15 protein-coding genes are annotated in these 21,089 nt (G+C 43.8%); 6 read left to right on the top strand and 9 right to left on the bottom strand.

Annotated features, from left to right (window positions below):
• Positions 1-188 precede the first annotated feature (188 nt).
• The 7 genes from BCU75_RS02065 to BCU75_RS02035 all read right to left on the bottom strand — a co-directional run bounded on the left by BCU75_RS02065 (position 189) and on the right by BCU75_RS02035 (position 10,558).
• Positions 189-1,997 (bottom strand): AMP-dependent synthetase/ligase, encoded by a 1,809-nt coding sequence (locus BCU75_RS02065; protein ID WP_102466757.1) that lies wholly within the window; start codon positions 1,995-1,997, stop codon positions 189-191.
• Positions 1,998-2,198: 201 nt separating this feature from the next.
• Positions 2,199-3,158, bottom strand: a complete 960-nt coding sequence (gene leuO / locus BCU75_RS02060; protein WP_076679189.1) for a transcriptional regulator LeuO — start codon at positions 3,156-3,158, stop codon at positions 2,199-2,201.
• Between the two features lie 346 nt (positions 3,159-3,504).
• The gene (locus tag BCU75_RS02055) at positions 3,505-4,590 is read right to left on the bottom strand and encodes an MJ1255/VC2487 family glycosyltransferase (RefSeq protein ID WP_102472809.1); all 1,086 of its coding nucleotides are present in this window, start codon (positions 4,588-4,590) and stop codon (positions 3,505-3,507) included.
• A gap of 51 nt (positions 4,591-4,641) precedes the next feature.
• On the bottom strand, positions 4,642-5,166 hold the full coding sequence (locus BCU75_RS02050; protein WP_102472808.1) for a phosphatase PAP2 family protein: 525 nt from the start codon (positions 5,164-5,166) through the stop codon (positions 4,642-4,644).
• Between the two features lie 291 nt (positions 5,167-5,457).
• Positions 5,458-8,565 carry an efflux RND transporter permease subunit gene (locus BCU75_RS02045; RefSeq protein WP_102472807.1) on the bottom strand — a complete coding sequence of 1,036 codons (3,108 nt, stop codon included), beginning with the start codon at positions 8,563-8,565 and terminating at the stop codon, positions 5,458-5,460.
• Complete coding sequence (locus tag BCU75_RS02040; protein WP_102472806.1) at positions 8,562-9,899, bottom strand: efflux RND transporter periplasmic adaptor subunit; 1,338 nt, start codon at positions 9,897-9,899, stop codon at positions 8,562-8,564. Before BCU75_RS02040 ends, BCU75_RS02045 begins: the two co-directional genes overlap by 4 nt.
• Positions 9,899-10,558 carry a TetR/AcrR family transcriptional regulator gene (locus BCU75_RS02035; RefSeq protein WP_076679184.1) on the bottom strand — a complete coding sequence of 220 codons (660 nt, stop codon included), beginning with the start codon at positions 10,556-10,558 and terminating at the stop codon, positions 9,899-9,901. The genes BCU75_RS02040 and BCU75_RS02035 overlap by 1 nt, the downstream gene beginning before the upstream one ends.
• A 568-nt stretch (positions 10,559-11,126) precedes the next feature.
• Here BCU75_RS02035 and leuA point away from each other — a divergent pair.
• The 5 genes from leuA (at position 11,127) to BCU75_RS02010 (ending at position 17,001) form a co-directional block, all read left to right on the top strand.
• Positions 11,127-12,674, top strand: a complete 1,548-nt coding sequence (gene leuA, locus BCU75_RS02030; RefSeq protein ID WP_102472805.1) for a 2-isopropylmalate synthase — start codon at positions 11,127-11,129, stop codon at positions 12,672-12,674.
• Positions 12,675-12,771: 97 nt separating this feature from the next.
• Positions 12,772-13,863 carry a 3-isopropylmalate dehydrogenase gene (leuB, locus tag BCU75_RS02025; RefSeq protein WP_102472804.1) on the top strand — a complete coding sequence of 364 codons (1,092 nt, stop codon included), beginning with the start codon at positions 12,772-12,774 and terminating at the stop codon, positions 13,861-13,863.
• Between the two features lie 117 nt (positions 13,864-13,980).
• A complete protein-coding gene (leuC, locus tag BCU75_RS02020) occupies positions 13,981-15,393 on the top strand; it encodes a 3-isopropylmalate dehydratase large subunit (RefSeq protein ID WP_102472803.1) in 1,413 nt (470 codons plus the stop codon).
• Between the two features lie 14 nt (positions 15,394-15,407).
• Positions 15,408-16,010 carry a 3-isopropylmalate dehydratase small subunit gene (gene leuD / locus BCU75_RS02015; RefSeq protein ID WP_102466982.1) on the top strand — a complete coding sequence of 201 codons (603 nt, stop codon included), beginning with the start codon at positions 15,408-15,410 and terminating at the stop codon, positions 16,008-16,010.
• A gap of 208 nt (positions 16,011-16,218) precedes the next feature.
• Positions 16,219-17,001, top strand: coding sequence for a DUF547 domain-containing protein (locus BCU75_RS02010; RefSeq protein ID WP_102472802.1), 783 nt, complete (start codon positions 16,219-16,221; stop codon positions 16,999-17,001).
• A gap of 101 nt (positions 17,002-17,102) precedes the next feature.
• Here BCU75_RS02010 and BCU75_RS02005 read toward each other — a convergent pair whose 3' ends face one another.
• Together BCU75_RS02005 and djlA are read right to left on the bottom strand one after the other, a co-directional pair.
• Complete coding sequence (locus BCU75_RS02005) at positions 17,103-17,648, bottom strand: DUF924 family protein (protein ID WP_102472801.1); 546 nt, start codon at positions 17,646-17,648, stop codon at positions 17,103-17,105.
• A gap of 57 nt (positions 17,649-17,705) precedes the next feature.
• Entirely contained in the window at positions 17,706-18,560 is an 855-nt protein-coding gene (gene djlA / locus BCU75_RS02000) for a co-chaperone DjlA (protein ID WP_102472800.1), read from the bottom strand.
• Between the two features lie 149 nt (positions 18,561-18,709).
• On the opposite strand from djlA, the gene lptD reads away from it, so the two are divergent.
• Entirely contained in the window at positions 18,710-21,079 is a 2,370-nt protein-coding gene (gene lptD, locus BCU75_RS01995; RefSeq protein WP_102472799.1) for an LPS assembly protein LptD, read from the top strand.
• Positions 21,080-21,089: the final 10 nt, after the last annotated feature.

Raw genomic sequence — 21,089 nt, 5'->3', positions numbered from 1 at the left:
AACCAATCAGCACACAAAAAAAAGAACTTAATATTCAAATGAATCGCAATTTATCGATTTATCACACCCTTATTGGTGTGCGCTTTCGCACATTGTGCTGTGTCAGCAGGCATAAAAAATCCCCCTAAAAATGCAATCACATTCGTAGGGGGATTTTTAAACAACTGAAAATTTATCTAAGCAGAAAACTACTTATCTTTAGGCTTTTCATTGTACATTTCTTCGATTTCGTCTTGATACTTATCGTTGATAACTTTACGACGCAATTTTTGAGTCGGTGTCAGTTCGCCATCATCCATAGAGAATGCTTTTGGCAGCAGTTTGAATTTCTTCACTTGCTCAAACTTAGCCAACTCTTTCTGTAGGTCATTCACACGCTTTTCTAGCATCTCGACGATTTGGTGATGTTTAACCAGCTCAACACGGTCGTGATACTTGATATTCAACTCTTTGGCATACTCTTCCAGCGAGTCATAACAAGGAACGATCAGCGCAGAAACGAATTTGCGCGTGTCAGCAATAACAGCTATCTGTTCAATAAAGTGGTCTTTACCAATCGCGCCTTCAACCACTTGTGGAGCAATGTATTTACCACCCGATGTCTTCATCAATTCTTTGATGCGATCGGTAATAAACAGGTTACCATTTTCATCGAAACGCCCAGCATCACCCGTTTTTAGGAAGCCATGCTCATCAAATGTTTTTTCAGTTTCTTCAGGCATCTTGTAGTAGCCACGCATTACCATTGGTCCGCGAACAAGAATCTCGTCCTTCGCACCAATTTTCACTTCTGCGCCCGGCATCGACATACCGATAGAATCAGGGTTAAAGCAGCGGTCATCCCAACACGACACAGTCGCCGTAGTTTCTGTCATGCCATAGCCAAGTTTTACGTTGATACCAATCGCGTGGAAGAAGCGACCAATGGTTTCATCAAGCTTCGCGCCACCACATGGCATGAAGTTAATGTTACCACCTAGTAGTGCTCTCAATTTGGATAGCACAAGTTTATCGGCAAGCGCATGGCTCTTCTTCAGCATGAATGATGGTGTGCGACCTTCTTGGTGACAAACAGAAAGCTTCGCTCCCATGTTCACGGCCCAAGTAAAGAGTACTTTTCGGATAAACGGTGCTTTAGATACTTTCTCGTGAATAGCAGAGAATATCTTCTCGTAGAAACGAGGAACAGCAGACATAACCGTTGGTTTAACATCACTCAACGCATCACGCACTTGCATGGTGTCTTGCAAGTAACAGTTGGTTGCGCCTTTATAGAGCACGTAAAAAGTCCAAGCACGCTCAAATACGTGTGATAAAGGTAAAAAACACAGTGATACGTCATCTTGAGTTAAGCTAAGACGTTCATCGTGACCTTTTAATTGATAGCCAATATTCGTGTAATCAAGCATCACACCTTTTGGTTGGCCTGTCGTACCAGAGGTATAGATAAGGGTCAGTAAGTCATCCATGCTTGCATCAGCTAAGCGAACGTCAAGTTCCGCTTGTTGAGCTTCAACGCCACGAGCCATGAAGTCCTGCCATGAAACAGCAAAGCGATGTCCTTGCAGATCGATATCATCAGACATCGCCACAACAACTTCTAGCTGTTCACACTCTTCAAAAAGGCTAACCGCCGCATCAAACTGAGCTTGCTCACCAACGAATAAGATCTTCACATCCGCATTTTGGATAATGTAAGAAGACTGCGCTGCAGTGTTGGTTGGATAAATCGGTACTGTGACTATACGAGCCTGCAAAGATGCAAAATCTGCAACAGTCCACTGAGGCATATTGTTGGAAAAGATACCGATCTTATCTTGAACTCTCAATCCTTGAGCCAATAGTGCTAACGAAAGCGTATCGATCTGCTGTCCAAACTGCTCCCAGCTAATACCTTGCCATACATTGTCGACTTTGTGCTTCAAAGCTGTACGGTTGCCGCCTTGGGCAATTTGGTCACGAAGTCTTTTTACGATATGAAAATCTAAATTGGCCATCTCTTTACCTTTGGCTTACACCTGTAAGCTTTTTTGAGCGCACAAGTGTACCTCCGATCATAGAAAAGGCAACTGACGAAGCTCAAAGTTATAAGTAATAGTACGTCTCACGCTAAGTTTTCTATCAACAAAAATAGCAGGTACAAAAAAGCCCTAAGCCAGACTCCCAGCTTAGGGCTTATAAATCATAGGGATTAGTGTCTAGTTAAGTGCCACGACTTCGCCACAGATCATCATTAACTGATCTCGTAACCAAATGTGTCCTTTATCCTTTTCACTTGATTCATGCCAGCTAAGGAAGCCAGAAATCGCCGCATTATCGAATGGGAAATCTAGAATCTGAAGCTGCTCTTTGTTTGCTGCATGTTCTACCATCCAACGAGGTGCAATCGTCACAAGCTCAGATTGACCAACAACGTAAAGTACGTTGCTTAAGCTCGTACCTTCGTAGAAAGGCGTGCAATCTAGGTCACGGTAAGCTTGCTCTGAGAAGCTGCGTTGACCATGGATGCGAGACAATTTTGCGTGCTTTTCGTTAAGCAGCTCTGCCGCTGAAACTTCACCGTTGATACGTGGGTGAGAAGCAGAAGCAACAACAACTAATTCGTCTTGGAAGATTTCAGTGCTTGAAAAGCCCTGCTCATCAAAACGAGCGTAATCAATAACGAAGTCGATTTCTTGGTAGCGCATACGCTCAGAAAGTTGACGATCGAATTCAGCATCCATGTGCAGTTTAACGCTAGGTGCTTGGTCATTAATTGTAGTCATAATCTTAGGTGCAAAACGCATGTCACAAGGGCTACAAATTGCAAGTTTGAACAGACGAGAAGACGACTCTGGAGAGAACACAGAACTTGGCAGTTCATTGCGTACTAACTGTAGTGCTTGGCGGATTGGACCAAACAACTGACGAGCACGTTGAGTCGGTTGAATACCACGACCTTGACGCATGAATAGTTCGTCGTTAAACATCACTTTTAGACGAGCAACAGCGTTACTTACAGCAGGCTGAGACATACCCAGATTATGAGCTGCACGTGTAATGTTTTGCTCTTGCATAACTGCATCAAATACAGTCAAAAGATTTAAGTCGACTCCACGAAGTGTGCTTTCCATTCTGTAGCTTGCAATAGCACTCATTGCGTCTTTTTTCTCTAACATTCAAGTTGCCTCTTGTCGGTTCGACAGCGTTAAATTGGTAATGGTATAGGAATAGATAACCACTAATTCTTATATTTATCAGACCGATGTTTTTCGGATTACCATTACTATTAACCAATAAATCTCGAGCTACCAACAAGATTGATAAAGAATAATTTTATTTTACCTTAATGATTAAATAACGTCTAAAAATCAATTGTTTACAGAGTTATAAAAAAACATAAAATACATCACTTATGAGTTTCATTTCGACTTATTTAGCTGTTCTATCGTTTGGTTACATTTGTTACAATTTATTGAACCCATGAATTGTTTGACCGGTTAATTCAGAAATAACACTTATGAGTTACGTGAGCGATGCATAACTAGGGAAATCCACCTTGTCCCAAAGTTGCTTTCTTAAGTCATCTTGGTTGGACCAGTTACCGGCTAAAACCCACTCAACAAGTGCACTTGCCACATCGGGATAAGTGACCACTTCTGCCTGCTTTTCACCAAGCCAACCACGCAAGATAGCCGCATCCAAAAAGCTCATGGTTTGAGCTAACCCGAGCGCTTCAAGCGTCGCAACATTACTCTGTTGTTCGAACTGACCCTCAAGTGGTTTGAGAAGCAATTTCTTACCCAAAGTTAGGGCTTCTGATGGTAATTCAAAACCACCATTAGCCACCACACCAGAACACTGATTTAAGTCGAATTGGAAGCCGGCATGACTGAGTGGTTTGAACTCAATATTTTCGACCCGACTGTGCTCAATGACATTCGGGTGATAGCAGACAAAGTTGTGCGAAACAAACTTCATCAACAACTCTGATATCGATTCAAGATCCTCAAACGGCAAATAGACCAAAGTGAAATCTTGTGCTGCTTTAGCGCGCTCATCACCAACAAGAGTGTTAACGATAGGCGTATGAACGTTAGGTGTATGAACAATAGGTGGCAATATCGGTTGCTCGAAGTGATACCAATGCAAACCAATGGCGAGCTCTGTCGGGGCGAAGTACTGAATCACCGAATGTTCAATCCAGTTTCCTCCTTCTTTAGGCACATCGTAGCGGAACGCATTCTGGTGGCTTATCCCAATACATGGTACACCCTGTCTCTTAGCCGCCCATGCAGTCACAGGTTCAAAGTCGTTAAGCACTAAATCATAAGGCGTCAGATCGATCTGGTTAATTTCACGCATAAATCGCCAGATATTATTCTTGATGAATGTTTTACCGTACTTAACTTGCCCCTGCTCACTGTAAAAGGTTAAGCCGCTGCGGGTCTGATAGTTGCCAAACGCTTCCATTGAGAAGTACTTGCTCTCGTCTCGCCCAGAGAACAGAAAATCGACATCGATATTTTGTTGGCGAAAAGCCACCGCCATTGCTCTTGCACGAGCGATGTGTCCATTCCCTGTGCCTTGTACGCCATATAATATTTTCATGGGTGTTCCTTTAGGTTTGAGCTTAAGCTCGGCAACGACTGACAAAAGTGATTACAAAATGAAGTTAATGGCTAGGCTAGTACAAGCAATCCCCAAGGCTGCGCCAATTAGCACATCCGTTAAAAAGTGCACACCAAGTAAGATTCGCGATCCCGCAATCGCTGCTGCCCAAATCAAACTAAAGAGATACAAGCTTGGATAGAAATGTCCGATTAAGGTCGCCATGACAAAAGCCGCAGCCGAATGCCCAGAAGGTAGGCTGTATTTATCGGATGGCACGATATGGGAATAAAGCAATGAAGAGAATTCAGCGGGTCTGCGACGTTTGAGGGTATTTTTGGAAAACCAGTAAATAGGTAACTCGATTGCAAAGGCAGTTAAGCCCACCAAAAGAAAGTCTCGTCCGGTGTAACTGTCAACCAGTAGTGCAACCAAAGCAATCAAAACGTAAAGGTGTCCATCTCCAGTATGAGACACCGCCTTACTGAGTGTCGCCTGTTGTCCGCTATAACGGTTCTTTAAACAAAAAACAGAAAATGCCACATCCCAGCGGACAATAGGTTCGATAGTACGCATACAATCTCCTTAACAATCCTTATTCAGTTAAGGCTCAAGTTATGCCCCTGAAATGACAGTTAAGTGACGTTTTGAATGAACTAAAATGAATTTTGAGGCGAATTGACCGCTTTCACTAGCAAGCTGATGGGGGCCTAGAAACTGCTGATAAAAATAAAGCGACTCAAGGCCGCTTTATTCTTCTATGTTTTTACTTCTTTATATAAGCAAGCAAACGCTACTTCTATCGTGTTAATGGCTATAGCGTTCGCTAATGATAATAGTGCTCGCTAATGATAATAGTGCTAAAGGTTATAGCGCTAATGGCTCATGTTTTTTCACCAAACCAAAGTCCGCCAGTATCGCGTAGGCCGCAGGGATCATAAACAGCACCAATAAGGTCGAGGCAAATATGCCAAACACGATCGAAATAACCAGAGGTTGAATAACCTGAGCCTGCAAGCTGGTTTCAGTCAACAGCGGGAGCAAACCAGCTGCGGTCGTCATTGAAGTCAGGAATACAGCTCGGAAACGCTCGTGACTCGCTTTCACCACCGAGTCATGTACGCTGTCTCCCTCATCGACATGGTGACGAATGTACTGCACCAACAAGATGGAATCGTTGACCACAATACCGGCAAGCGACACAAAGCCCATCATGCTTGGCATACTTAAAGAGTGCCCAAGTATCCAGTGCCCAACGACTACACCAATAAAAGCGAGTGGAATGGCTAGCATCACAACCACGGGTTCTAAGTAGCTTCTGAATTGATAGCTAAGAATGGCAAACACGCCGAATAACCCCAGCAAGAACCCTTTACCCATCGAGTATCCGGTCTTAGCCGCATCTTTAGCTTCCCCTTCGAAATCAAAGCGTAAGCCCGGATATTTCTGAATAAGCTTGGCTGCTTCATCTTTTTGGAACTGAGCCAAAATAGCTGATGAGCTCGCCTTCTTATTATCAACATCACCAAAAATACTGATCGTTCTCAGCCCATCAATACGCTGGATACGCACGTAGTTACGTTGAAAATCTAACGTCGCCAACGTTGCTAGCGGGATCTGACTGCCATCTGCGGTAATTATCGGGAAGTTAGCAAGCTGCTGTACGTCTCCCGCTTGCTCTTTATTAAGGCGCACCTCAATCGAGATGTTCTCAACCCCAATTTGGATTTCATCTGCTGTCTGACCGAAGAATGCAGCACGCAACTGAGAAGCAATCATCTGTCCATTCACGTTGTAGGTTTCCGCTCCTGGGCGTAGCTTAACTAAGATCTCTTCTTTCCCCATGCGCATGTCATCTAAAACACCATGCACTCCATCAAACTGATTGAGGTATTCCTGAATATCCAAAGATGCCGATTTCAACGCTGCAAGATCATCATGCTTGGCGCGGATCTCGATAGCGCGGCCGCCCGGCCCCATGGTTGGCTGCTTGAAGACTAATGAAATAGGATCTGCAAGATCACCAATGTCTTCTCGCCATGCATCAATGAAATCATCGATAACGGTATTGCGACTCTCAGCGCCGCGTAAGTCTAAACGCACCGTGGCTAAATGCGGGCCTGATTCATTGGCGTCTGCATTGGCATTAAACTGGCTAGTGATATGCTCAACCAATTTATTACCGCCCTCAACATCTTCACTCCACTGCTCATTCAAACGTTCAGCAGACGCGACTATTTTGTCGACGACTCTCTCCGTTTGAGACAATGACGCGCCCGGAGGAAGAATGATACGCGCCTCGGCAATATCGCCATCCAGCTCAGGGAAAGGTTGGAACTTAACAACGCCACCAGCGATCAAGGCTACCGAAAGCAACAACAGGGTCAGTACTCCCCCCATAAAGGCGTAGCGGAATGTCACGACTTTCTCAACCATGTTCATCAAAGTGGTATTACGGAAGTTCTCAAACTTCTCAAGCAACACCACCTTAAAACGCAGCGCTGGCTTGTCATTCTTTTCTTTGTGTAATGAATGAGACAAATGATTAGGCAAAATAAGGAAAGCTTCGATTAAGCTCAGAGACAGCACTAAAATAAGTACCTGAGGCACCGCTTTCAGCACCGCGCCCATTTCCCCATCAAGAAACAGTAAGCTACCAAAAATACAGACCGTAGTTAAGAAAGAAGACAGTACTCCGGGAAGCACTTTCTTAACGCCGTTGTAAACCGCATCATCAACGTTTTGCCCCCGATCCAAGTGGGAGGCTATCGATTCAGCTATCACGATGGCGTCATCCATCATGATACCAATCGCCATTAATAAACCGACCAGTGACATAATGTTGATCGACAAGCCCAAGTTAGCCATTAAGAACAAGCCACCAAGGAAGGCTACCGGCAAACCTGCCGCAACCCAGAATGAATATCGTAAACTGAAGAACAACCACATGGTGGCAAACACCAACACAATACCTTGCCAGCCGTTGCGTACCATCATGGTAAGGCGATCCCACAATACCGAAGAGAGATCATTGGTCATTTGTAGCGTCACACCATCAGGGGCAATCGCACTCTGATCTTCAACGAATCGTGTGACGTTCTCCTTAATTCGCAGCGCATCATCTTCTTTGTTTTTACTGATCTTCAACAGAGCCGATGGCTTCCCATCAAATAGAACCTTCTGTTCATCCAGTTCAAAGCGATCGGTTATCTTGGCAATATCCCTCAAACGGATCACTGAGCCATTCGGCGCAGATCCAACCACGATACTTTCTAGCTCAACGGGCGTAATTCGTCTCTCGTCAAAACGAATCAAAAAATTCTTGTCTGGTGTTTCAACGTTACCGCTTGGCAATTTTACATTCTGACGGCCAATCTGGTCTGCGATATCACCGACGCTCAAGCCCAGCTGGCGAATGGCTTGGGTATCCAGTTCAACACGATATTGATGATCCGAGAAGCCGCTGACATCGACCAATGAAACATCATAATCAAGCTTCATGATACGTTTGAGGTCCTCAGCGTAAGCCTTGAGTTCAGGCCACGACGTTTCTGCTGTGATGGCGATATCAACAACCGGTTCATTCCAATCCAGTTCTTGAACAACAGGCGATTCAATCTCAGTTGGGAAATCATTGATCGAATTGATCTGAGTTTGTACGTCCACCAGCATTCGGCCAATATCCGCTTTCTCATTCAACTTCAGGATTAGACGTGCGCTACCTTCGATGGCCTCACACTGAGTTTCTTCAATGTTAGCTAAGCCGTCTACCGCGTCTTCCATTCGCACACATAAGCTCTCCTCCACTTCTTGTGGAGAAGCACCGGGATAAACGATGGCAGCCATGATGTAAGGCGGATCATAAGCGGGGAAGGTTTCACGCTTGATGGTTGATAATGAACTGATACCCATGATCAACAACCCAAGCATCAACAAGTTTGCAGCTGTTGGGTGCCTAGAAAAGAACTTGATCATGACGCACTCTCCTGAGTATTAGATTCAAGCTTAACCTCTTCAGAGTTTGACTCTTTCAGTAACATGCCTTCAATTGCTGGCAGAACATCATTAAGAACCAGTTTGTCTCCGGTTTGTAGCTCACCACTCACAACTACTTGATTGTCTCTGCGATAAAGCACTTCAACATTCACTACTTGCAAGCGTTGATTGTCATCCATCAAGTAAACCTTGTCACCGTGTAGTGCTCGTTCTGGAACCACCCAACTTAGATTTGCGACACCCTCAATCTCAGCTTTTACAAACATGCCGTTGACCAAAGGGGTCGCATTGCTTGGCTGTAATTGTGAGTAGTCTTGAGCGATTTCAAGAATAATCCCCGCCGTCGCTTGGTTTTCATCAACCGTCTCGCTGATTCTTGCTACTTTCGCAGGCCAGTTAAGGTTCAAGTTACCGCTGCTTAGTTGAATGCTTGCTTTGATCGGGGCTTCATAAGGGTTAGGGATTCCTGCAGCATCTCGAGGGAATTGGTTAAAACTAGAGGCTAAAGTTTGCATATCGTGAATAGAAAGTTGCGCCTCCACTTCCATGACATTAATCCCGTGAGCAATAAACATCTCTTGCTGAAGATTAACCACTTGATTTTGTTCGATATCAACCTGAGCGATTCGCATCGCTCTTGGCAAAATGATGGTGGTCTTATCGAGAGAGCGTTGCGCCTCTTTCACTTTAGATACATTGACCTTAATCACCGCTTCCGCAACACGTTTTTCATCTGGCATTAACGCGATTTGGTTAGCGATGTCCAGCACTAGCTTCTGCTGAGACAAGGCACTTTGTTGTTGTAGATCGACATCAGATTGAGAAGTCAGTCCTTTCTTACGCAGATCCTGTTTACGTTGTAGCTCTTTATTACTGATCACCAAGCGATTCTTTTCGATCTTAAGAGTTTGATTCAGGTTGTCTTCTTCTTGGTTCAATTTCGCTAATGAGGTTTGGCTTGATTTAAGATCGGCCTCTGCTTGTATCAGCTTCAATTCGTAATCCAATGGATCAACCTTGAGCACGACCGTTCCCGCAGGGATCACCTGACCTTTCTCAAGATCCGGATGACGATAAACGATCTGTCCTGTCACCTCGGCAATCGCTTTCCATTCGACTTTCGGCACCACTTTGCCAAAGCCAACCGCTAACGGTGCTATCAGTTGTTGCTCTAGGCTTACTGTATCAACTAAGCGAGCTCTATCACCCGCAGGCTTGGTTGGAAGATCCGGCTTAAAGTTAATTGCAACCACAAGGCCAATGACACCAACCGCAAGCGCTGGAAAGAAGAGTAGTTTTTTATTTATTTTCATTATCTTTGATCCTGCACGGAAGAAGAGCTAGGCGTGTTTATAAAGCCTTCTGTCATCAATTGAATGTTGTGCTCGATTAAACGGTTAAGAAATTCTTCATTAATCTCAATACCATGGATTGCTAGTAGAGGAGGCGGCGCAATGAATGGAAACACCATCAAGCTTATATACGACACGCGACAGAGTTTGGGATCCATATCTTTTCTTAAGACACCTTGCGCCACCAATTTTTCAAAAATGACATCTTGGGCTGGCTTAGCCACATCGAGAAAAACCTTTTCGAGTAACTCCCTTTGCACTTCAGAGGGCGGCATATTCATCACTTGGGCAATCAAACGAGGAAACTTGGGGACCTTGACCATCTCTTTGTAGTAAGTCCGCATTAAATCAAGAAAGTTCTCATGACTGCTTTCTTCCACCAATCTCTGCATCTGCAATTGCATCGGTCGTAGGGTTTCACGCAGCATCGCCTCAAACAGCCCGGCCTTACTGCCAAAGTAATAACGAATCATCGCAATGTTCACTCCCGCACGATCGGCAATCAGGCGTGTCGAGACCTTGTCGTATGGCTGAACAACAAACAGATCGCGAGCGTGCTCAATCAATAATTGTCGAACATCTAGGTTCTGTTGAGGTCGCCCCGCTTTTCGTGCCGTCATGGCGTAAACCTATCTCTATAATTAATCATTCGATTAATTATAGAGATAAACAGGCATAACAGTAGAAGAATAATTACTCACTATTTAATCAAGTGATTAATTAATCTAGTCACGCTTGTGATTTTTTGGGTGAATCGTTCCATTAAAAAGATTTACTACAAAGTTTTAACCTACACATCAGCCAAACGATAAACTAACCCGCCAATACAAAACCACCAATTAGCCCATTAACCTGAGAAAAAGATAAAAAACAGCACAAACCAAACCAAAACACTGCCAATGTACGCTGATATTGGATTTTCTTGTTTGACGCTCAGAATAAATTACGGTAAATATGGTGTTAACAGTTTATTTACGGATATTTGTGTAATGATTTTTTCTTCTTCTCTACTGCTGAAACTTCTCCTTATCGTGAACCAATCGCGCGGGTAAGTTGTGGGTCAAGAACTACACAAATATTAAAACCCGCACTGAGCGGGTTTTTTTGTAACTGGCACTTTTAAAAGAACATCATTCTTAATAATAATTTGGATAGCAATCGATTCACTATCGATATAAGGAAGCACCCATGAACGATCAAGTAATAATTTTTGATACGACCTTACGTGACGGCGAGCAAGCATTGGCTGCAAGCCTTACGGTAAAAGAGAAGTTACAGATCGCTTATGCCCTTGAGAGACTGGGTGTCGATGTTATCGAAGCTGGCTTTCCTATCTCTTCGCCAGGTGATTTTGAATCGGTTCAAACGATTGCAAAACACATCAAAGACAGCCGTATTTGTGCGCTTTCTCGCGCCGTTGCAAAAGATATCGACGCCGCTGCAGAAGCACTAAAAGTTGCTGACCAGTTCCGTATTCATACTTTCATCTCAACATCAACGGTTCACGTACAAGACAAATTACGCCGCAGCTACGACGATGTAGTAGAGATGGCAGTGAAAGCAGTAAAACATGCGCGTAACTACACTGACGATGTTGAGTTCTCTTGTGAAGATGCAGGCCGAACCCCTATCGACAACCTGTGCCGTATGGTTGAAGCTGCGATTAACGCAGGCGCTAAAACCATCAACATTCCAGACACTGTAGGCTATACAGTACCAAATGAGTTTGGTGGCATTATCAAAACGCTATTCGATCGCGTACCCAACATCGATCAAGCCATCATCTCTGTTCACTGTCACGATGACTTAGGTATGTCGGTTGCAAACTCAATAGCTGCAGTGCAAGCGGGCGCTCGCCAAATTGAAGGCACAATCAATGGTATTGGCGAACGTGCGGGTAACTGTTCTTTAGAAGAAATCGCAATGATCATCAAAACTCGTCAAGAGCTATTAGGTGTTCACACAGGCTTGGATCATAAAGAGATTCACCGTACCAGTAAGTTGGTAAGCCAGCTTTGCCATATGCCGATTCAAGACAACAAAGCAATCGTAGGTGCTAACGCATTCAGCCACTCTTCAGGCATTCACCAAGATGGCATGCTTAAGAACAAGAACACTTACGAGATCATGACGCCTGAGTCTATTGGCTTAAAAAACAAAGCCTTAAATCTAACAAGCCGTAGTGGCCGAGCGGCAGTTAAGAGCCACATGGACGCTATGGGTTATAAAGACAGTGAGTACAACCTAGATTCATTGTACGAAGACTTCTTGAAGCTTGCTGACCGCAAAGGACAAGTCTTCGATTACGACCTAGAAGCATTGATGCACTTCGCGAATCTACGTGATGAAGATGACTTCTATAAACTTAACTACCTAAGCGTACAATCTGGTAGTGTTATGTCTACCACTAGCATCAAGCTGCAATGTGGTGATGAAGAGAAATGCGAAGCGGCTGTCGGTAACGGCCCTGTAGATGCTTTATACCAATGTATTTACCGCTTAACAGGCTACGAAATCGCGTTGGATAAATTCGACCTTACTGCGAAAGGTGAAGGCGAAGATGGCTTAGGTCAAGCGGACATCATTGCTAACTATAAAGGCCGTAAGTACCACGGTACGGGCGTTTCAACCGATATCGTTGAAGCTTCTGGTCAAGCGTTACTACACGTTATTAATAGCATTCAACGCGCAGACACCATTGCTGAAATGAAGCAGCAAAAATTCGCGACAGTTTAACACCCCAATAACAGAGCCCTAGAGCCGATGTTGTTGGCTTTAGGGACAAAATTTGAAACGAGCCAAACAGCTCAGTAACAAGAATTAAAGGATTAACATGACTGATAAATCATACAAAATTGCCGTACTACCTGGTGATGGCATTGGCCCAGAAGTAATGCAACAAGCACATAAAGTACTAGACGCGATCGAAAAGAAGCACGCGATTAGCTTTTCTCGCGAAGAGTATGATGTTGGTGGTATCGCAATTGATAATCACGGCTGTCCACTTCCAGAAGCAACAGTTGCAGGCTGTGAAGAATCTGACGCGGTACTTTTCGGCTCGGTTGGCGGTCCTAAATGGGAGCACCTTCCACCAAACGACCAACCTGAACGTGGTGCCCTACTCCCGCTACGTAAACACTTCCAACTGTTCTGTAACCTACGTCCTGCACAAATCCACAAAGGTCTAGAGTCTTTCTCTCCTCTACGTGCTGACATTTCAGGAAACGGTTTCGACATCGTTGTTGTTCGTGAACTAACGGGCGGCATCTACTTCGGTCAACCAAAAGGCCGTGAAGGCGAAGGCGCAACTGAAAAAGCCTTTGATACTGAGGTTTACCACCGTTACGAAATCGAACGTATTGCAAAAATTGCTTTTGAATCTGCTCGTCTACGTAACAAAAACGTTTACTCAATCGATAAAGCGAACGTTCTACAAAGCTCGATCCTGTGGCGTGAAGTGGTTGAAGCAGTAGCGAAAGACTACCCAGACGTGAAACTAAGCCACATGTACATCGATAACGCGACCATGCAGCTAATCAAAGATCCATCTCAGTTTGACGTGATGCTTTGTTCGAACATCTTCGGTGACATCATCTCTGATGAGTGTGCAATGATCACAGGCTCTATGGGCATGCTTCCTTCTGCAAGCTTGAACGAAAGTAACTTCGGCCTATACGAACCTGCAGGCGGCAGTGCTCCAGATATCGCAGGTAAGAACATCGCGAACCCAGTAGCGCAAATTCTTTCTGCGGCGCTAATGCTTCGTTACAGCCTAGGTGAAGAAGCCGCAGCTCAAGATATCGAAACAGCGGTGTCTAAAGCACTTTCTGCAGGCGAGCTAACCGCTGACCTTGCAGGCAAAAACCAAGCGCTGACTACTTCTGAAATGGGTGACAAGATCGCTGAGTACATCTTAGCTTCATAAGTTAGATACTCTGATTAGAAGTAAATACATAAGAATAATATCAAGCCAAGTCAGCCTAAATACTATGACTTGGCTAGAAACAAACACTGGGACTGATGCTCCCAAGGAAGAAAAGCTATGTCGACAAACCAGCAAGCAAAAACCTTATACGAAAAAGTTTATGACGCTCACGTTGCGGTTGCAGCCAAGGGCGAAACACCAATTCTTTATATCGATCGCCACTTAGTCCACGAAGTAACGTCGCCACAAGCCTTCGATGGCCTGCGTGAAAAAGGTCGTAAAGTTCGCCAAGTAGGTAAAACTTTTGCAACCATGGATCACAACGTATCGACACAAACCAAAGATATCAACGCTTCTGGCGAGATGGCTCGTATCCAAATGGAAACGCTATCGAAAAACTGTGAAGAGTTTGGTGTCACGCTTTACGATCTAAACCACAAATACCAAGGTATTGTGCACGTAATGGGCCCTGAGCTAGGTATTACGCTACCGGGCATGACCATCGTATGTGGTGACTCACACACAGCTACACACGGTGCATTTGGTTCATTAGCATTCGGCATCGGCACTTCAGAAGTTGAGCACGTTCTAGCCACTCAAACGCTAAAACAAGCTCGCGCTAAAACCATGAAGATCGAAGTAAAAGGCAAAGTTGCTGAAGGCATTACAGCAAAAGATATCGTACTCGCGATCATCGGTAAGACAACAGCAGCTGGCGGTACAGGTTACGTAGTTGAATTCTGTGGCAAGGCGATTACCGACCTTACGATGGAAGGTCGTATGACGGTATGTAACATGGCGATCGAGCTTGGCGCTAAAGCGGGTCTAATTGCTCCTGATGCAACAACATACGAGTACATCAAGGGTCGTAAATTCTCTCCACAAGGCGAAGACTTAGAAGCAGCAATACAATACTGGGATACGCTAAAAACCGATGCTGATGCAGAGTTCGATGCGGTTGTTACACTAGAAGCAGCAGACATCAAACCACAAGTCACTTGGGGTACTAACCCAGGTCAGGTTATCTCGGTAGACACACCAATCCCTGCACCAGAAAGCTTTGCAGACCCTGTTGAAAAAGCATCGGCTGAAAAAGCGCTAGCTTACATGGGTCTTGAAGCAGGTAAGTCTCTATCTGAATACAACGTCGATAAGGTCTTCGTGGGTTCTTGTACTAACTCTCGTATCGAAGACATGCGCGCAGCTGCAGCAGTAGCAAAAGGCCGCCAAGTCGCGAAACATGTTCAAGCATTGATCGTTCCTGGTTCAGAGCAAGTTAAAGCACAAGCAGAAGCTGAAGGCTTAGATGTAATCTTTAAAGAAGCCGGCTTCGAATGGCGTTTGCCAGGCTGTTCTATGTGTCTTGCAATGAACAATGACCGCCTTGGTCCACAAGAGCGCTGTGCTTCTACATCAAACCGTAACTTTGAAGGTCGCCAAGGCCGTGATGGTCGTACGCACCTAGTTAGCCCAGCAATGGCAGCCGCAGCTGCTATCGCCGGTCACTTTGTCGATATTCGTGAACTTTAATTAGAGGATTTAACATGTCAGGTTTTCAACAACACACCGGATTAGTCGTTCCTCTAGATACGGCAAACATCGATACTGATGCGATCATTCCAAAGCAGTTCCTACAGAAAGTGAACCGTATCGGTTTTGGTAAGCACTTATTCCACGATTGGCGCTTCCTTGATGATGCAGGCCAACAGCCAAACCCTGAGTTTGTAATGAACGCTCCACGTTACAAAGGCGCTTCAATTTTACTTGCTCGTGAAAACTTTGGTTGTGGTTCATCTCGTGAACATGCACCTTGGGCGCTTGCCGATTACGGTATTCAAGTGATGATCGCACCAAGCTTTGCTGACATTTTCTACGGTAACTCGATCAACAACCAGATGGTTCCTGTTCGTCTTACAGAGCAAGAAGTCGATGAGCTATTCCAGTTCGTTGAAGCAAACGAAAGCGCAGAAATTACAGTTGATCTTGAAGCGCTAAAAGTCGCTGCCAATGGGAAAGAATATTCGTTTGAAATTGATGAGTTCCGTCGTCACTGCTTGCTGAATGGCCTAGATAACATCGGCCTAACGCTTCAACACGCAGATAAGATTTCAGAATTTGAAGCTAAAATTCCTAGCTTCCTGAAATAAAGCGATCTTTAAATAGAGCAAGCGATTTCAAAAACACCTAAAAGGTTGGCCTAGTGCCAACCTTTTTTATTTGAGTAAATTTTGCTTGGACTAAACTTTGTTGTTTAACTTAAATGGTTTATTTAGCTCACATGTTTATTTAACTAAAGAACCATGAAAGAAAATAATAAGCCGTAGGGTCTTAGTAGTCAGTCATCAGGAGAATGCCATGAAACAACTACTCTTTATTATCAGTCTACTTTTCTCAACCTTAGCTTGGTCTGCACCTAAATCCGATCTTTGGCCACACTGGAACCAAAGCAATGAAGCAAACTCAACACAGGTGTCTCATCAAGATTGGCAGCAATTCCTCGATAGCTATTTAGTCAAGCAAGGTCAACACACCCTAGTGCGCTATCAAGCAGTGAGTACTTCAGACAAAGCAAAGCTGAAGCAATACATCAAGCGGCTAGAGCAGTTGAATCCACTCGACTACTCAAAAGCGGAACAGTACGCCTACTGGGTTAATCTATATAATGCCGTGACTGTCGATTTGATTCTTGATGCTTACCCAATCAAATCCATTACCAAGCTAGGTGGACTATTCAGTTTCGGGCCGTGGGGAGATGATGTGGTTGTAGTTAATGGAATGACACTGACACTCAATGATATCGAACATCGAATTTTAAGACCGATTTGGCAAGACCCTCGCACGCATTACGCGGTGAATTGTGCAAGTCTAGGTTGTCCTAATCTACAATCTCAAGCATTTACTTCTGATAATACAGAAACGTTGCTAGAACTCGCAGCTGTTGAGTATATCAATAGTAATAAGGGTGTATTGGTTAACAACAACCAGCTCCAACTCTCATCGATTTACGAATGGTTTGCTGTAGATTTTGGTACAGAGAAACAACTCATTCAACACTTAGACCAATATCGAACAAAGCCGGTAACGAACACTGAAAAAATCAGCTATGACTATGATTGGTCACTCAACCAAGCAAACTAGTTTTAACATTAAAGCTCATGAATGAAGCTAAACAAAAAAGAGGCGAGAGGTTTTTGTTAAACTCTCGCCTCTTTTTTATCTATTGAACCGTATTTCTACAATTAAAAGCTTGAACCTGGTTGCTGTAAGAACTCAATTTCTTCAGGAGTTGAAGTTCGCCCTAGCACCTCATTACGGTGAGGGTAACGACCAAAGCGCTCAATGATAACCTTATGCTTGAACTCAAAATCCAGATTATGTGCTAATCCCGTTTGAGAAAAGAGTTCCACAGCTTGTTCATGAACTAACAAAGACTCACTGTGCATGTAAGGCATATACAAGAAACTTTTTTGTTGCTGGCTAAGTTGGTGGTCAAAGCCACCCGCTACCGCTTCTTGAGCTAAAACCAACGACATAGGGTCAGCCGAAAACGCCGCCGGACTATTTCTAGCAATATTTCTAGAAAACTGGTCAAGTACAATGATTTCAGCTAAGCGCCCTTCGGCTGTCTGGCGCCATTCAAATAACTCACCTTGGATGGCTATTTGGTGCAGTTCAGAAAAGCGAGTTTCAATCAAAGCGTCAATCTCTTCGCCACCAGCAAACCAATCCTTAGGCGTCAGTTCATCGAACCAAAACTCTAGAACATTCTGATACGTTACCGTCATATAATTCCCTTTAATAAAAAACCGAGTAATTTTGTTATTACTCGGTTTAGTGTTCGATTACTTAAAACCTTTGATCTTTTTTATCAAGTCATAAGCATTTTGAATTTCTTGCGACTTTTCTTTCGCGACATTCATCATTTCTGGTGGTAAGCCCTTCGCCATCAACTTATCAGGGTGGTGTTCATTCATCAGCTTACGGTAGGCTTTCTTCACCTCTTTACCATCGGCACTTTCACTTACACCAAGAACTTTAAACGCATCTGCCAATTGGTTCTGTTGCGAAGCCTGTTGCCAACCCGCTGACTGTCCGTGACCTTGATGCCCACCAAAGCTTCCACCCTGTTGTTGAAAACGAAATGCAGCTTCTTGCATCTGCAAGCGGCGCTCTAGCTGTTCTGCAGAAAATCCAAGCCCTTGCGCTATCTTATGTAAGACTTGACGCTCACTTGGGTGCAAGCTTCCATCAGCAAATGCTGCGGATACCTGAAGCTCAAGAAAGAACTGCAGAAGATCAAAGCGACCACCCGATGAGATTTTCACACGCTCAAGTACATCACTTAACGGAAAATCACTCTCTTTGCCATCACGGAAAGCATCTTGAGCCGCTTTACGTTGCTCTCCATGCAGGTTCATGCGCTCCATCATTGTAGAAGCAAGCTGAATCTCTTCTGGTGTTACTTGTCCTTTCGCTTTAGCAACATGTCCCATAACCGCAAAAGCAGATTTGAAAAACTCGTTTTGTCTTTCTGCTTGGCTTGGACCTCGGCCAAAACCAGAACTATTGAATCCCGATTGGCTTAAACGTCGAGCCTTATCAAATTGATGCCCTAAAAACAGACCAAAAACTAAACCGAGCGGCCCTCCAAATAAAAAGCCAAAAAACGCGCCCAAAATTTTGCCAAATATTTGCATTATGTGTTCTCTATCTATGAATTTTATCTGAGTAACGCTGTCTGATGATGCTGAATGCTAATATTTCCTTTATCATAAGGAAAATGCTTTATTAATTGGATTGATACTAGATCAACCCTTCATCTAGTGACACAGGATAGTTCAACTTCATGCAATCTTTTTCCCGCACCTTATTAGCCGCGTCTATAAGTACGGCATTATACGTGTCGACAACTCAAGCTGAAACAATCACCGATAGTAGTGTGCAGGAAATGCCCTCTATAGATCAATGCTTGATCGAACCCGCTGCCGAAAACGAGACACAACTGCCCGCTCATGTGGAATCAGATCGCTTAGAGGCTATCAATGGTGACAAGGCAATATATTCAGGTGATGTCAGAGTTACGCAAGGAAACAAAACAATCCTTGCTGATAATGTAACGCTTCACCAACAAGAAAACATCGTTGTAGCTGAAGGCAACGTAAACTTTAGTGACGGTCAAATTAAGTCTATCTCAGACAAGGCGACCAATAATCTCACTACCGATCAAATCGAATTAGAGAATACCCAATACCAATTCCTTTGCGAACCAGGCCGAGGGGAGGCTCAATATATATCTCGCACAGGCAAAGCCGTTTATACCATGGAAGATGGTTCTATCACTTCTTGTCCACTGGGTGATAAGTCATGGAGGCTAAAAGCTTCTAGTATCGAACTAGATCAGAACGAAGAACAAGCAACTTTTGTAAACCCTCGCTTTGAAATTCTTGATGTTCCTGTTTTCTATCTGCCGTATCTCACCGTTCCAGTGGGTGATAAACGTAAAACTGGCTTTTTGTACCCAACGATTTCATACGGCTCTAGTGATGGTTTCGAAACCGAAGTACCATTTTATTGGAATATAGCACCAAACTACGATCTACTTATCACAACTAAATATATGGCAGAACGTGGAACACAACTAAACAATGAGTTCCGTCATTTAAGTGCTTTTGGTGAAAGCAACTTAAAGTTCGAGTTCCTAGAAAGTGATGATAAATACCCAGAACAAGGCAGTCGCTGGGGGGGGCAGTTCAACTTTGAAGGCATCTATCAACAAGCATGGAAGTTTGACATCGACTATTCAAAGGTTAGTGATGTTAATTACTTTTCAGATGTGGACTCAAATATCGGTAATAGAGAAGATGGTCAACTGATCCAATCAGGAAAAATAACCTACCGAGCTTCAAATTGGGATGCATCGATCGCTGTTCGTGACTTCCAAGTTCTAACAGACAGTAATAACCAAGCCTATCGTTTAATGCCACAGCTTAAATTCAACTACTATGCACCAATCATATGGAACGCTGTCGAATTTGATATGGTTAGCCACATTTCTCAATTTGAAACAGACGAATTAGGAAAACCAACAGCAACCCGCTTACATATTGAGCCCGGATTGACAGTTCCATTAAGTACAACCTGGGGTACATGGACAACTGAGGCTCGCTTGCTTGGAACATACTATAATCAAGACTTATCTGATGTAGATACGACAACGGGAACAGCTGAAACCAACCCATATTACGGGCTCGAAGATAGTGTATCTCGTGTGATACCAGAATTTAGAAGTCATGCAGGTATTGTACTTGAGCGTGACACTACTCTCATGAATGGTTACACACAAACTCTTGAACCACAGGTTCAATATCTTTACGTACCAGAGGAAGATCAATCTAACATTGGTCGTTACGATACAACTTTACTACAAAGCGATTACTATGGATTGTTTAGAAGTCGCAAATATAGTGGGGTTGATTTTATAGCGGCTGCAAATCAGCTAAGTTATGGTGCCTCTTCTCGTTTCTTTGATGACGAGTACAAAGAACGTCTTAATATCTCTTTCGGTCAAATATTTTATATCGATAAAGAAACAAAGCAATCATCTGGCAATAATGATTCAACAGAAAAATCTAATTATTCATCTTGGGCTGTTGAGGTCGACTTTAATTACGATGACTACCTTTTTTACCATGGTGGCGTTCAATACGATATTGATTCAGCAGAAATGCAGTTAGCGAACAGCACAATTGAATATAAAATAAACAGCAATGGCTTTATTCAAACAAGCTACCGATACGTCACTAAAGAGTACATTGAAGATAATGTCGGCGAGACAATTACTAATATTGATGAGATTACGCGGGAAGGTATCTCGCAAGCAGGTTTAGTTACAGGTTATCAATTCACTCCAAAATGGTACGCTAGCGCCCAGTATTATCATGATATGAACGAAAACATCGCTATCGAGTGGTTAGCTAATCTGCGCTATAAAGATGACTGTTGGTACGTAGGAGTTACCTATAGCAACGAGCTCCGAAGCTGGAGTGGTAGCGGCTATTCAGACATCAATGCTGACCCCGTCTACGAAAACAACTTTAGTGTCAATTTCGGTATTGTTGGCTTCGGTACGTCTGCTGGTTCCGGGGCGGATACTTCAGGTTTTGATAGCTCTGAAAACTCTTTAGAATACGGTCGCCCATTCTTCTTAAACAACTAATTTTCTTTAC

This window comes from Vibrio splendidus (assembly GCF_002873455.1).
Taxonomy (GTDB): domain Bacteria; phylum Pseudomonadota; class Gammaproteobacteria; order Enterobacterales; family Vibrionaceae; genus Vibrio; species Vibrio splendidus_J.
This window is presented reverse-complemented; position numbering and strand designations above follow the sequence as displayed.

Excerpts from the sequence above, each read along its gene's own strand:
- BCU75_RS02065 (WP_102466757.1), bottom strand. The coding sequence starts at position 1,997 with ATGGCCAATTTAGATTTTCATATCGTAAAAAGACTTCGTGACCAAATT.
- leuO (WP_076679189.1), bottom strand. The coding sequence starts at position 3,158 with ATGTTAGAGAAAAAAGACGCAATGAGTGCTATTGCAAGCTACAGAATG.
- BCU75_RS02055 (WP_102472809.1), bottom strand. The coding sequence starts at position 4,590 with ATGAAAATATTATATGGCGTACAAGGCACAGGGAATGGACACATCGCT.
- BCU75_RS02050 (WP_102472808.1), bottom strand. The coding sequence starts at position 5,166 with ATGCGTACTATCGAACCTATTGTCCGCTGGGATGTGGCATTTTCTGTT.
- BCU75_RS02045 (WP_102472807.1), bottom strand. The coding sequence starts at position 8,565 with ATGATCAAGTTCTTTTCTAGGCACCCAACAGCTGCAAACTTGTTGATG.
- BCU75_RS02040 (WP_102472806.1), bottom strand. The coding sequence starts at position 9,899 with ATGAAAATAAATAAAAAACTACTCTTCTTTCCAGCGCTTGCGGTTGGT.
- BCU75_RS02035 (WP_076679184.1), bottom strand. The coding sequence starts at position 10,558 with ATGACGGCACGAAAAGCGGGGCGACCTCAACAGAACCTAGATGTTCGA.
- leuA (WP_102472805.1), top strand. The coding sequence starts at position 11,127 with ATGAACGATCAAGTAATAATTTTTGATACGACCTTACGTGACGGCGAG.
- leuB (WP_102472804.1), top strand. The coding sequence starts at position 12,772 with ATGACTGATAAATCATACAAAATTGCCGTACTACCTGGTGATGGCATT.
- leuC (WP_102472803.1), top strand. The coding sequence starts at position 13,981 with ATGTCGACAAACCAGCAAGCAAAAACCTTATACGAAAAAGTTTATGAC.
- leuD (WP_102466982.1), top strand. The coding sequence starts at position 15,408 with ATGTCAGGTTTTCAACAACACACCGGATTAGTCGTTCCTCTAGATACG.
- BCU75_RS02010 (WP_102472802.1), top strand. The coding sequence starts at position 16,219 with ATGAAACAACTACTCTTTATTATCAGTCTACTTTTCTCAACCTTAGCT.
- BCU75_RS02005 (WP_102472801.1), bottom strand. The coding sequence starts at position 17,648 with ATGACGGTAACGTATCAGAATGTTCTAGAGTTTTGGTTCGATGAACTG.
- djlA (WP_102472800.1), bottom strand. The coding sequence starts at position 18,560 with ATGCAAATATTTGGCAAAATTTTGGGCGCGTTTTTTGGCTTTTTATTT.
- lptD (WP_102472799.1), top strand. The coding sequence starts at position 18,710 with ATGCAATCTTTTTCCCGCACCTTATTAGCCGCGTCTATAAGTACGGCA.